The organism is Aurantimonas marina (genome assembly GCF_017183135.1).
Classification (GTDB): domain Bacteria; phylum Pseudomonadota; class Alphaproteobacteria; order Rhizobiales; family Rhizobiaceae; genus Aurantimonas; species Aurantimonas marina.
Genome location: NZ_JADDXW010000001.1, coordinates 396,611 through 409,148 on the forward strand (window position 1 = coordinate 396,611; position 12,538 = coordinate 409,148).

Genomic DNA, 12,538 nt, shown 5'->3' on the forward strand with positions numbered 1-12,538 from the left:
GAGGATCCCGCGAACGCCCGCAATCCCTCCGCCGGTACGATCCGGATCAGGTTCGACGGGTTGGCAAGACGCCTCTCAGCCCGAAGGCACCCCGTGTGAGCTGCGGAAAGATTTAGCGACAAGCACCGCCACCGGCAAGAGCAGGACACCCCTGTTCCGGTGACGTAACGAGGGGGACGCGCGTGGTTTTCCCTCCCCTTCGAAGCTGCGGTGCGCTAGATCAGAGCGCCATGCGCTTCACGATCCTTCTTGCCGGCCGCGTCGATCCGACCCCCGCCCTGATCGCCACCGTATCCGGCACGCGGGTGATCGCCGCCGACGACGGAATTCGCCATGCCACGGCGCTGGGGCTCACGCCGGAACTGTGGGTCGGCGATTTCGATTCCAGCCCGGCGGTCCCGGCCGTCCAGTCCTCAGGCATTCCCCGCGAAACCTTTCCCAGCGACAAGGACCAGACCGATGGGGAACTCGCTATCGAGGCAGCGGTCGCCCGCGGCGCGACCCGGCTGCTGCTCGTCGGCGCGCTCGGCGGACCGCGCAGCGACCATGCCTTCGCCCATCTCATCCTGGCACTGCGCTTTGCCGCGCGCGGCCTCGACGTCGCGCTGTTCGACGGCCGCGAGCATGGCTGGCCGCTTTCACCTCGGTCGCGTCGATTCGACCTGGCCCCCGGCGCGCAATTCTCGATCCTGAAATTCTCCGACCTCTCCGGGCTGACGGTGGCAAACGCGAAATGGCCGCTCGCCGATGTCGACGTCCCGTTCCATTCGATCCTGACTCAGTCGAACGAGGCACTCGGCGAGGTCGTGGTCCAGCTACGCGAGGGCGCCGCCATACTGATCGCCCAAGCCGACCCGGCGGTGCGCTGAGGCGACGCCGAGCGGTTCAATCCTCCCGGAAGGCCCTTGAGAAACTGTCGGTGATGGGCTTGGCGAGATATTCCAGGAAGGTGCGCTCGCCGGTCGCGATATAGGCCTCCACCGGCATGCCCGGATAGATCTGGTCGCGGCTGATCTCGGGTGGCAGATCGTCGATCATGCTGAGCCGGGCAGTGTAATAGGGCTGCTGGGTCGTCTGATCGATCAGCCGGTCGGCGGAAAGATAGGTGACCTTCGCCTCGACGGTCGGCGTGGTGCGCGTATTGAGCGCGCTGAACCGCAGCCGGGCCCTTTGTCCGATGGAGATGACGTCGACATCCTGTGGCGAGACGCGGGCCTCGATCAGGAGGTCTTCGCCGGTCGGCAGAAGTTCGAGGAGCTGATCGCCGGGCCGAACCACACTACCGGAGGCATTCACACTCATCTTGATGATGATTCCATCGCTCGGCGAACGAACGACGATGCGATCGAGCACATCCTCGGCCGCCCGCAGCTGCTCTTCGGTATCGGAGACCTGCGCCCGGATTTCGTTGAGCTGCGTCACGGCGGTCTCGACGCGCTGGGTGTCGAGACGCGCCAGTTGCGCCTGCGCTTCGGCGATCTGGGTCTTCGCCGCCAGGATGCTGGAAACGCTCTGCCCGACCTGACCGACCAGATCCGCCTCGCTGCGAAGCAGCGCTGTGTATTCCGAGCGATTGGTCAGGCCCTTGTCCAAGAGCGTGCGCTTGCGCGTCACTTCCTCCCGAACGACTTCCAGCTGGCGCTCGAGAGCTGTCTGCTGCGCGGACATCCCCTCGATCTGCTCGCGGAGGGCCTGAACGCGCTGGCCCATGATCACCTGCTCCTGGCGGTGGCGGTCCAGACGGGCGGTGAACTCGCGTTCCTGCTCGTTGAGAAGATTGCCGATGCCTTCTGTCGCGGCCAGTTCATGCAACACCGGGGGAAACGACAACTCCTCCAGGCCGTCGCGCTCGGAGGTCAGCCGCTCGGTCCGCGCCTTCAGGCCGACCATCTGTTTCTGCAGTCGATTGCGCTGCGCCTCGGGCCCTGTCGGATCGAGGGCGAACAGCGCTTGGCCCGCCTTGATGCGCTCGCCCTCGCGCACGAGGATGGTCCGCACGATCCCGCCCTCCAGATGCTGGACTCCTTGGTTCTGACCGGCCGCCGCAACGACACCCGGCGCGACCGCAGCGCTCGCCAGCGGCGCCAGTGCGGCCCAGGCGCCGAAGCCCAAAAGAAAGCTCGCCGAGAGAGCGGCACCCGTCATGGTGATCAGCCGTATGCCGGTCTTGACGTCGCGAGCCCAGCCGTCGTCGTTTTTCGTCATCGATGTCCGCTCCATTGTCGGCAACCGGGCCATCGAGCCGCCGCTCAGCTGTCAGCCGTTTCGTAGTTCCGCCCGCCGGTGACGACAGCCGGAAAACGCCCAGTGACGATCGGGAACGGCGCCGGCGAAGCTTCCGCCCGATCGTCGGAAGCCGCGCGCGCGGCCTCCTGGGCCGCCTTGGCCTTCTGGACCTGGCGCGCGAACACCTCCTGCCGTGGCCCGAAATCCTGCACGGCTCCCTCGCGCAGGATCATGATCTTGTCGGCCCGTTCGGCAATCGGCCGGCGCTGTGTCACCAGAAGCACCGTCACCTTCGCCTCGCGGGCCGATGCCAGCGCCTTGTCCAGCGCCATCTCGCCTTCGGTGTCCAGATTGGCGTTCGGCTCGTCGAGAACGAGCAGCTTCGGCGATCCATAAAATGCCCGGGCCAGACCGACGCGCTGGCGCTGCCCGCCGGACAATTGCTGGCCGGCTGGCCCGATGATCGTATCATAGCCCTTCGGCAATCGCTGGATGAGGTCGTGGACCTCGGCTTTCTTTGCCGCGTCGATGATGGCCGCATCGCGCGCGTCGGGATCGAACCGGGCGATATTCTGCGCGATCGTCCCCGGCAGAAGTTCGACGTCCTGGGCCAGATAGCCGACATGGCGACCCAGACTCTCCCGGTCCCAGTTGCGGATATCGGCCCCATCGACACGAATCGCGCCCGAACGGATGTCGAAACCGCCGACGATGGCGCGCATGAGCGTCGATTTCCCGGCGCCGGAAGGACCGACCACCACGACGCAGTCGCCGGCCGGAATCTCGGCCGAGATCCGTTTGAGCAGCGGGTCGGCGTTCGCTGCAGTGGGCGGAAACACGACGACATTCTCAAGCGACAGGCGCCCGACAGGATCGGGCAGATCGGTCGCGGCCGGCTTGGTCCCAAGCGGAGCGAGCAACACGCTCAGCCGTCCCCAGGCCTTGCGGGCATCGACGGCGGGCTTCCACCCCGCGATGACCTGGTCGATCGGCTGGAGTCCGCGACCGGAAATCAGCGAGGAAGCGAAGATCATCCCGGCGGTCATCTCACCGGCCAGCACCAGATAGCCGCCATAGCCGAGGATGGCGATCTGCAACCCGATTCGAAGCGTGCGGGAGACGCCGGCATAGATCGCATTGATGCGGTTCAGCCGGTCCTGCGCCTCCAGCGAACGCGCTTCCTGGCCGCCCCATGCTCCTACGACATTGCCCACCATGCCCATCGCTGCGATACTTTCGGCGCCGCGGGCGAAGGACTGCGCTGCGAGCATCGCGGCCATCGCCCGCTCGCCGGCTTCGCCGACCGGGCGCTGCATCGCCTGCTGATTGGCCCAGGCGAGCAGGGCCAGGATGGTCGCGCCACCCAGCGTCAGCCAGAAAAGATGCGGGTGGATGAAATAGAGAATGCCGATGAAGAGCGGGACGAAGGGTAGGTCGAAGTAGGCCAGCAGGGAACGGCCGGATATGAATGCGCGCACCGTGGCGAGATCGCGCAGCGGCTGGACGTCGCCCAGCGACGCCCGCGGACCGCGCATCGCGCCGACGAGCGTCCGGGCGCCCGTCCCTGCCTCCAGCCGCGCGGCGATCCGACCGCAGATCATCGACCGGATCGCGTCGACCGCGCCGAGCAGGACCAGCGCGGCCACCGCGATGACGGAAATGAACGCCAGCGTCTCGACGGAGGCCGAGGACAGCACGCGGTCATAGATCTGCAGCAAATAGATCGGCTGAATCAGAAGCAGAATGTTGATGACGAAGCTGAAGACGATCAGCGCGACGAAGCCGCCGGTCAGGTCAAAGCCGAAACGTTGGTCATTTCCAGTCAATGCGATCCCGCCCCCTCCGGTTTTCCTCAAAGATGTCACTCGCCATAGCCCGCGGCCCTCGAAACCCCGACCCCCATCGTCGATCATTCGACAGTGATAAGAAGCCGACACCAGGGAACTTTCCTTAGGTCATTCAAACCTATTCATCGTGCAACGACAAGATGATCTTCGGCGGGCGCGTCAGGCGGCTTGGCGAGCATGACGGCCGCGATGGTCAGCGGGGCTCGCAAAACCCGGCTCGTCGAACAAGGCTTGGCGCCGGCGGCCGGATTCGATTATGGTGCGCCCTCGTGGTCCCGTAGCTCAGCAGGATAGAGCATCAGATTCCTAATCTGAGGGTCACTGGTTCGAATCCAGTCGGGATCACCATAGAAATGAAATACTTAATTTCAGGCAGGCCCGGTTTCATGTTGCATCCATGTTGCGACCAGTTCCCTTGAATTGCAGGCGTTTGCAGGTACTCTCAGCAACTCCACGCGACTCGACGGATTCCGTCAAAGGTCGGCTTCGGACGGAAAGTGTAGGGAGTCGAGGCGTTCCCGACCTTGAGCGGGTGCCATTGAGGGTGCGCATACGGTGCATATCCCGCTGGGCAGGCCATGATAAACGTACCTGTCGGCCGGGGCGTCTGCCGACAAGTCATAGGACCAACCGTCATCGGGCGATCGATTTCGACCGACGAACGACATGGGCAGTGACATGGCCTCGTTCTTTTTTGGCATTCTCGGGGAATTCTGGCGTGGCTCACGTCACAGATGATCGCGGAGCCGATACGCTGGCTGTGGACACTTCGGAGGGAAGCGCGCGTTGAGTTGAAAGAGTTGGCGCGCTCTTGGCCGATAAAGAGCAGCGGAGATTTGCATCCCGAATATCCTATGCTTCACTACCAAAAAGCCGAAAAGGATCGCTCCCGACTGGCCAACCTCGGGCAGCAGCTTGCCGCATTCACCGAAATTCATCTGAGGCTATCGTCCACATATGCTAAGTGGTGGAAGGGGTATGACTTGAAGGAGGCCGCTGACGGCTTCACTAGTATGGCGGGTCATCTCCACACGTCCAACATGCATGAGCGGCGTGAAGCCGAGCGCAACATCAAAAGGGGTCTTGGCTTCAAGGACATGCATTAGGGTCGCTGGGGATCACCATGCAGTTCGATAGCTGCACGAGCCTGTTTTACAGGTGTGCGCGTCATGCTTATCTACTCTGCCGCCCGAGCGTCGAGATAGCTTCTCAGACGCTCAAAGATCATTCCGCAAGATATTCACCTCACCGGCCACTGCCTCAGCGCAACGGCCGTCTTACATATTTCCGCCGCCCGGTTGATGATGTCGGATTTCGCGGCGAGCGGGAAGCATGGCGGCGCTCAGTCGAGCCAGGTCGCTGGGAACAAGAGAACGAGCACCGTCACGATCTCGAGCCGCCCGAGCAGCATGATCGCGGAAAGAACCCAGAGCGTCGGATCGGAGAATTTGCCGAAATTGCCGGCGGGGCCGATGATCTGGCCAAATCCCGGACCGACATTTGCGAGCGCGGTGAGCGATCCGGAAAAGGCCGTCATGAAATCGAGCCCGAGCAAGGTCAAGACGACGGTGCCGATCAGCAAGACACCGAAAAACAACAAGACGAACAGCGTCACGGTCTGCAGCAATTCCGGCGTAACCTCCTGATTGCCGTAGCGCAGGCGCCGGATCGCATGCGGACGGAACAGTCCCCGGGCGCTGGCTTTCACGAGGAGGAAGAGGATGACCAGCCGGTTGGCCTTGATCCCGCCGGCGGTAGACCCGGCGCAGCCGCCCAGGAACATGGCGAGAAAGAAGACACCCGTCGCAGCGTTCGACCAGAGCGTATAGTCCTCCGAAGCATAGCCCGTCGTCGTGATCACCGAAATGAGGTTGAACGCCGAACTGGCGAACGCCTCGTTGAAGGGCGTCGCGTTGAGAGCATGGCGGGTAGCAGCCAGAGCGACGCTGAGCACGGCGCAGGTCACCAGGAAAACCAGGATCTGCGGATCGTTCCAGCGCTGGAATCGGAACGGCAGGAGCACCCGGATGTAGATCACGAAGGGAAGCGAGGCGAGCACCATGAACAGGCTCGAGACGACAAGCAGCCGGTTGTCGTCGAAATAGCCCATCGAGGAGTCGTGGGTCGAGAACCCGCCGGTCGCCAACGTCGTCATCGCGTGGTTCACGGCATCGAAGACGCTCATGCCAAGGGCCGAATAGGCCATGATGCAGAGGACGGTCAGCACCGCATAGGCAGCCATCAGGCCGGCCGCCAACTGGTTGACGCGCGGCAGGATTTTCTCGGATTTGTCCGAACTCTCCATGTGGAACAGGGAAAGACCGCCGCCGCGGATCGACGGCAGGATCAGGATCGCCATGCCGATGATGCCGATGCCGCCGAGCCATTGCAGCAGCGAGCGCCACAAAAGAAGGCCCGGCGGGAGCGCATCGAGGCCGGAAATCACTGTCGAGCCTGTTGTCGTCAGTCCGGACATCGATTCGAAGAAGGCGCCGGCGAAGCTGAGGTGGACCGAGCCGAAATACAGCGGCAGGGCGCCGATGCCGGCGGTGACCAACCAAACCGACGTCACCAGCAGGAAGCCGAGGCGCGGCGTGAACGGCACGCGTTCGCCGCGGGTGGCCGCGGCGACAAGACTGCAGACGATCGCAACGTCGACAGCGGAAAACACGAAGATTCGCCAGTCGTCATTGGCGTTGGAAAAATCCGTCAACGCGGGAATCAGCATGGCTCCGGCCAGGGCCAGTCCGAAGATCGACGCCGTATGGAAGGTTGTCCGGAGAATGGGAAGCTCCCGCGAGGATCACGGCGATCCGGACAGCCGGATGGCGTAAACGCGCTTTTATACCCGCGCCGCGGCGTCGACAACGGGGCGCCGCCACCGTCACGGGCGGCCCTTGCCTGCCGACCGAGCCCCAAGCTCGCCGCGTAGAAATCCATTCCGCCGAAGTGCCCATGCCGCGACATGCTTTGCCCTTGTCAGCCTTCGAGGGAGCGGCTACGTCCGGGCGAAACGAGGACAGGTCGGAATCCGAGCCGGCACTGTCGCTCGCGCAAGAACCGACCCTCTCCGAATGGGGTCCGACAAGACCGAGGTTCCGTCATGACCTATCTGGTGACCGACAACTGCATCAAGTGCAAATACATGGACTGTGTGGAGGTCTGTCCGGTCGACTGTTTCTACGAGGGCGACAACATGCTCGTCATCCATCCCGACGAGTGCATCGACTGCGGCGTGTGCGAGCCGGAATGCCCGGCCGAGGCGATCAAGCCGGACACCGAGCCGGGCCTCGACAAATGGCTGACGGTCAACACCGAATACGCCGAGAAATGGCCGAACATCACGATCAAGCGTGAGCCGCCGGCCGACGCCGAGAAATTCGACGGCGAGGAAGGCAAGTTCGAGAAGTACTTTTCGCCCGAACCCGGCGAAGGCGACTGAACCGTCAGTGTTCGCAGCAAAGGCCCGATAGGCTAGCCGGATTTATCCCCAGCGCAGGCGCTCATGGGCGCGGCGCTCTTTCTTGTTCGGCGGCCGTTTTGGCGGGGTATAGCCGCCCTTGGGCGGCTCGGCATCCTTGCGCTTGGTTGTCTCATCTGGCGGCGGCGACAGATCCTCGTACAACTCCGCCGCTTCGCTAGCCGGCCCGCGGCGGGTGCCGCAGTCGCGAATCTTCAAAATGCGAACCGTGTCGTGGATCGACACGGTCAGCGTGTCGTCGGCACGCACCAGACGCGCGGCATTGGTGGTCTTGTCGCGGTTTATCCGCACGCCGCCCGATTGGACAAGCTTCTGGGCAAGGCTGCGCGACTTCACGACCCTCGCGAAGAAGAGCCATTTGTCGATGCGCTGACCCGTTCCGTCAGCCATCGGAACCGTTTTCGGGCTTATTTGCCAAGCTTGTCCTTGAGCGCCGCGAGCTTGGCAAAAGGCGAATCGGGGTCGACGCGCTGCGGCCTTGCCTGCACCGGCTTGTTGTACGCGGTCTGCGGCTTGTCGAAGCGGCGGCCGCCGCCACCCTCCTTGCGCTCGCCGCGCTCCTTCCAGTCGCGATTCGGCCGGCCCTTTGCCTGGCGCTCGTTCTCGGTTCGACCGTCGGCCTTCTGGCCCCCCTTGCCGAAGCGCTGGCCGCGCTCCGGAGTTGCCGTCCCGCCGCCGGCCTCGCGGCCCTTGCCCCGCTGAGCGTGACCGTGACGCTGGCCCGCGCGCCCACCGGCGCGTTGCGGCCGCCAGACCTGCACGAGCTTCGGAGCAACCGGCTCGCCATCGGGCTCGGAAGCGGCGGCCTGTTCGCCTTCCGCTTCTTCCGGCGCCGATCCGGTGGGAGACGGCTCCGGCGTCGTCTCCGCCCCGGACACGGCCGCGTCGCCGACGGGTGCGACCGCCTCGGCCGTGCTGGCGGCGGCCTCGCCATCCGTTGCACTCCCGACGGCGTCCGGTGCGGCAGCCTCCGCCTCGCCCGCTTTCGCGGACGGCTCCGCCACCGCTTCGTTGCCAGCCCCCGCCGGCGCGACTGTATCTGCGGCTGCGATCCCGGCTTCCGTCACAACAGTCGCTTCCGGCGTGGCGCCTGCCTCCGGCTGTGGCTGGGGCGTCTCGAGCGTGGCGACGGCCTCCGCCGCCTTGCGCTCGGCCTCGGCCCGAGTGGCAGCTTCGGCGGCCTTGGTCTCGGCGTCGAGACGCTGAATCTCGGCTTCGACCGCCCCCGCCTCGACGCCTTCAGGGCGGTATCCGAGGCCCTTCAGCACCTCTTCCATATCCTCGGCGGTGGCACCGAGAATCGACATCATCGCCGGCGTTACCAGGAATTGCGCGCCGTTGTAGCCACCCTCGGGGCGCTTGCCCGTCCCCGGCTTCCAGGCCAGGGCCGGCCGGATCAGATCGGCGAGACGCTCCAGAATGTCGACCCGGACCGCCCGGCGGCCGAGCAGCCGATAGCCGGCGAGGCCGAAGAACACCGGGTCGATGGCCGGGTCGGCGACCGCAGACGTGCGGCCGGTGGCCAGAAGATTCGTAACCTCCCCATATCCTGGCCGGTCGCGCCCATCCTTGTTCACCGCCCACAGCAGCGTCAGCAGGGCCGCCGGCGCCGGCTTGATCAGCGCCGGGATGAAGATGTGATAGGCGCCGAAGCGCACACCACAGCGCCGCAGTGCCGCGCGCGCATCCTGGTCGAGCGAGCGGACTTCCTCGGCGACGTCGCGGCGTTGCACCATGCCGAGATTCTCGGACAGGCGATAGGCGAGCCCCTTCGCGGTCCCCTCCAGACCCTCAGCCGACTTCAGGTCGACGAGCGGCTTCAGCACCGTTGAGACCTGATAGGTGACGGAGCGCTCGGCCCGTGCCGCGACCTTGTCGCGCTCGGGGCCGGCCAGTTGTTCATCGGCTAGGAGGACGATTTTCGGCTTCAGCGGGTCGTCGCTCGCAGCAAGGCTGGCCACCGGCGCGCCGAGCCAGCGGATCAAGCCGTCGGAGCCGAGGGCGATGTCGCCGTTCGGTGCGTTGGCGAAGCGCTCGGCCCGCTTTTCAAACTCCCCGGTCAACGCTTTCTGCGAGGCCGCGCGCACCGCCTTGCCGTCCTGGCCTTCGGCCTTGCCATCAAGGGTGAATCTGAACCCCTGCAGCTCCCCGACAGTGTGGCCCTCGACCACGACCGTGCCGTCGCCGCTGATCTCAGCTTCCATGAACGCGTTCTCTCTCAGCCGCTTCATCAAGACGCTTGTCCTGCGGTCTACGAAGCGTTTCGTCAACCTATCGTGAAGCGCGTCGGAAAGCCGGTCTTCGATGGCCCGTGTCTTTTCCTGCCAGTGTGTCGGATCGGCCAACCATTCGGGGCGGTGGGAAATATAGGTCCATGTCCGGATTTCGGCGATGCGCTGGGACAGGGTGTCGATGTCGCCGTCGGTGCGATCGGCACGACGCACCTGCGCCGCCATGTAATCCTCCGCGACATGGCCGCGGACGGCAAGATCGACATAGATCGCAGCGATGATCTCGGCGTGCTGCGCCGGAGCGATCCGGCGGTAGTCGGGAAGCTTGCAGGCCTCCCAGAGCAATTCGACGCGCTTGGCGCCAAGCGCGAGATCGGCCACGTTCGGATCGCGCGACAGGTATTCCAGCGCCCTTTGGTCAACCGCCGGCAGGGATTTCGTCAGTTCCGGACAGGGCGGCGGCCGCTCGAGACTGTCCTTCAACGCCGCGATGGATGCGAAATCGAAGTCGCGGCTGCGCCACTGCAGCACCCGCACCGGCTGAAACACGTGGGCCTCCAGCGCCTCGACGAGTTCGCCCGGCAGCGGGTCGACCTTGCCGGTGACCCCGAAGGTTCCGTCGCGCAGATGCCGGCCCGCCCGCCCGGCGATCTGGCCGTATTCGGCGGCGGTCAGCTGGCGGTACTGAAACCCGTCGAACTTCCAGTCCTGTGCGAAAGCGACATGGTCGACGTCGAGATTGAGCCCCATGCCGATCGCGTCGGTCGCGACCAGAAAATCGACGTCGCCCGACTGATAGAGCGCGACCTGCGCGTTGCGGGTGCGTGGGCTGAGCGCGCCGAGGACCACCGCCGCGCCGCCGCGCTGGCGGCGGATCAGTTCGGCAATGGCATAGACCTCGTCGGCGGAGAAGGCGACGATGGCGGTGCGGCGCGGCAGGCGGGTGATCTTCCTGGAACCGGCGTAGACGAGGTTCGACAGGCGCGGCCGCGTGACCGTCTGGGCGCCCTTCAACAGGCGCTGCAAGACGCCCTGCATCGTCGAAGCGCCGAGCAGCAGGGTCTCCTCGCGTCCCCGCGCATGCAGAATGCGGTCGGTAAAGACGTGGCCGCGTTCGAGGTCGGCGGCCAACTGCACCTCGTCGATCGCAACGAACGCGGTGTTCGGCGCGCGCGGCATCGCCTCGACGGTGCAGACGGAATAGCGCGCGTTCGGCGGCTTGATCTTCTCCTCGCCGGTAATCAGCGAGACCGCCGCCGGCCCCACCCGGTCGCAGACCTTCTGATAGACCTCGCGCGCCAGCAGCCGCAGCGGCAGGCCGATCGTTCCGGACGAATGAGCCACCATCCGCTCGATCGCCAGGAACGTCTTGCCGGTGTTGGTGGGTCCGAGAACGGCGGTGACATTTGTCCCGTCGAAGCGGAGGGTCTCTTGGACGGGGGGAAACTCAGCCATGCGTATCGCTATGTGGGATCACAGGTCGTTTGGAAAAGGTTCCGCCTTGATTCGCAATGGCTTCGAACGCCCGAGAACCGGCGCGGATTTCAAGCGAACCACGGCGCGACAAAAAAAATCGATCGACTCGAACTTTTTTTGGAACCACTGGCGCGCCCCCGCATTATTCAGGCACCCCCAAGCGATCATCCCCCTCGATCGCGATATGCAGACGGAAAAAGGCAGCTCCCCCTCGCTGCCTTTTTTCGCGTCTGGAGGTGGGGTCCTTGCCACACCGGGGCGAAAAACTCGGCCCTTATCGCAAATTCGGTTGCACAATAAGATGGGGTTAACGTAGCGACGAGTTCCCGCCGCCGTCCCGGATCACTCCATGCAAGCCGGAATTCTCCTGGCCTTCGCCGCCTATTTTTCCTTCGCGGGCGCCGATGCCAGCCTGAAGTGGATCGGCCCCGACCTTCCCATCTTCGAGATCGGCTTCTTCGTCTCGCTGTTCGCCCTTTTGCCGGCGCTGTTCACCAAGCGCCCGGAAGACAACTGGGGCAACGTCTTCGTGCCCAAGCGTCCCGGCCTGCTGGCGCTGCGGATGCTGAGCGGCACGCTCGGCGGCATCGGTGGGGTGATTGCCTTCACCACCCTGCCGCTGGCCGAGGCCTACGCCCTCATTTTTCTCCTGCCGATCTTCGTGACGGTGTTTTCCCGGGTGGTGCTGAAGGAGCCGGTCGGCTGGCGGCGTTGGCTCGCCGTCTTCGGCGGCCTCATCGGGGTTCTGTTCGTCGTCAGGCCCGGTTTCCGGGAAATCCTGCCGGGCCACTTCGCCGCCATTCTCGTCGCCATCTGCGGCGCGGCGACCGTCCTCATCCTGCGCGTCCTCGGCCCCTCCGAACGCCGGATCACGCTGATTGGTGCCGTTCTCGTCGCCGGGATTGTTGTCAACGGGGTGTTGATGGTCCCGAATTTCGAAGCGCCCGGCCCCGCCCTCTGGCCGGTTCTCCTGCTCGGCGGCGTATTCGCCGGCATGGGCCATCTGTTGATCGTCTTCGCCACAAGGCTCGCGCCCGCCGCTCGGGTGGCCCCCACCCAATACAGCCAGATCGTCTGGGCCGCGGTCATCGGCGCCACCTTCTTCGGCGAATATCCGGACGGTCTCGCGATGGTCGGCATGGCGTTGGTCGGAGTCTCCGGCCTCTTCACCCTGGTGCGCGAGGAGCAGCGATTCGGCTGGCCGAGCCGGATTCCGCTGATTCGCAATCGCTGACGAGAGGGCATTGTGGCGCTTCGCACCTGCGAAAAGCACTGCG

General features: G+C 64.9%; 9 protein-coding genes, 1 tRNA gene and 1 riboswitch. Of the genes, 5 read left to right on the forward strand and 5 right to left on the reverse strand.

Features of this window, described 5'->3' with window-relative positions; translation table 11 throughout:
• Positions 1-5: 5 nt before the first annotated feature.
• Positions 6-104, reverse strand: a riboswitch (TPP riboswitch).
• 126 nt (positions 105-230) lie between these two features.
• Complete coding sequence (locus ING15_RS01925; RefSeq protein ID WP_206453070.1) at positions 231-869, forward strand: thiamine diphosphokinase; 639 nt, start codon at positions 231-233, stop codon at positions 867-869.
• A gap of 16 nt (positions 870-885) precedes the next feature.
• Here ING15_RS01925 and ING15_RS01930 read toward each other — a convergent pair whose 3' ends face one another.
• Together ING15_RS01930 and ING15_RS01935 are read right to left on the reverse strand one after the other, a co-directional pair.
• Positions 886-2,205, reverse strand: coding sequence for an HlyD family type I secretion periplasmic adaptor subunit (locus ING15_RS01930; RefSeq protein WP_206453071.1), 1,320 nt, complete (start codon positions 2,203-2,205; stop codon positions 886-888).
• 44 nt (positions 2,206-2,249) lie between these two features.
• Complete coding sequence (locus ING15_RS01935) at positions 2,250-4,052, reverse strand: type I secretion system permease/ATPase (RefSeq protein ID WP_232845490.1); 1,803 nt, start codon at positions 4,050-4,052, stop codon at positions 2,250-2,252.
• A gap of 292 nt (positions 4,053-4,344) precedes the next feature.
• On the opposite strand from ING15_RS01935, the gene ING15_RS01940 reads away from it, so the two are divergent.
• A tRNA-Arg gene (locus ING15_RS01940) sits at positions 4,345-4,421 on the forward strand.
• Positions 4,422-4,807: 386 nt separating this feature from the next.
• Positions 4,808-5,179 carry a hypothetical protein gene (locus ING15_RS01945; RefSeq protein ID WP_206453072.1) on the forward strand — a complete coding sequence of 124 codons (372 nt, stop codon included), beginning with the start codon at positions 4,808-4,810 and terminating at the stop codon, positions 5,177-5,179.
• Positions 5,180-5,415: 236 nt separating this feature from the next.
• Here ING15_RS01945 and ING15_RS01950 read toward each other — a convergent pair whose 3' ends face one another.
• Positions 5,416-6,813 carry a TrkH family potassium uptake protein gene (locus ING15_RS01950; protein WP_206453241.1) on the reverse strand — a complete coding sequence of 466 codons (1,398 nt, stop codon included), beginning with the start codon at positions 6,811-6,813 and terminating at the stop codon, positions 5,416-5,418.
• Between the two features lie 363 nt (positions 6,814-7,176).
• On the opposite strand from ING15_RS01950, the gene fdxA reads away from it, so the two are divergent.
• Positions 7,177-7,515, forward strand: coding sequence for a ferredoxin FdxA (fdxA, locus tag ING15_RS01955; protein WP_206453073.1), 339 nt, complete (start codon positions 7,177-7,179; stop codon positions 7,513-7,515).
• Between the two features lie 42 nt (positions 7,516-7,557).
• Here the strand turns inward: fdxA and ING15_RS01960 are convergent, their stop codons facing one another.
• Together ING15_RS01960 and ING15_RS01965 are read right to left on the reverse strand one after the other, a co-directional pair.
• Positions 7,558-7,944 carry an RNA-binding S4 domain-containing protein gene (locus tag ING15_RS01960; RefSeq protein ID WP_206453074.1) on the reverse strand — a complete coding sequence of 129 codons (387 nt, stop codon included), beginning with the start codon at positions 7,942-7,944 and terminating at the stop codon, positions 7,558-7,560.
• A gap of 17 nt (positions 7,945-7,961) precedes the next feature.
• Entirely contained in the window at positions 7,962-11,240 is a 3,279-nt protein-coding gene (locus ING15_RS01965; protein ID WP_206453075.1) for a helicase-related protein, read from the reverse strand.
• A 370-nt stretch (positions 11,241-11,610) separates the two neighbouring features.
• Between ING15_RS01965 and ING15_RS01970 the strand changes: the two genes are divergently transcribed.
• Positions 11,611-12,495: a DMT family transporter gene (locus tag ING15_RS01970; RefSeq protein WP_206453076.1), complete on the forward strand. Its 885-nt coding sequence runs from the start codon at positions 11,611-11,613 to the stop codon at positions 12,493-12,495.
• The last annotated feature ends 43 nt before the right edge of the window (positions 12,496-12,538 follow it).

What these genes read in the sequence shown, in the direction of transcription:
- ING15_RS01925 (WP_206453070.1), top strand. Translation starts at nt 231, where the DNA reads ATGCGCTTCACGATCCTTCTTGCCGGCCGCGTCGATCCGACCCCCGCC.
- ING15_RS01930 (WP_206453071.1), bottom strand. Translation starts at nt 2,205, where the DNA reads ATGACGAAAAACGACGACGGCTGGGCTCGCGACGTCAAGACCGGCATA.
- ING15_RS01945 (WP_206453072.1), top strand. Translation starts at nt 4,808, where the DNA reads ATGATCGCGGAGCCGATACGCTGGCTGTGGACACTTCGGAGGGAAGCG.
- fdxA (WP_206453073.1), top strand. Translation starts at nt 7,177, where the DNA reads ATGACCTATCTGGTGACCGACAACTGCATCAAGTGCAAATACATGGAC.
- ING15_RS01960 (WP_206453074.1), bottom strand. Translation starts at nt 7,944, where the DNA reads ATGGCTGACGGAACGGGTCAGCGCATCGACAAATGGCTCTTCTTCGCG.
- ING15_RS01965 (WP_206453075.1), bottom strand. Translation starts at nt 11,240, where the DNA reads ATGGCTGAGTTTCCCCCCGTCCAAGAGACCCTCCGCTTCGACGGGACA.
- ING15_RS01970 (WP_206453076.1), top strand. Translation starts at nt 11,611, where the DNA reads ATGCAAGCCGGAATTCTCCTGGCCTTCGCCGCCTATTTTTCCTTCGCG.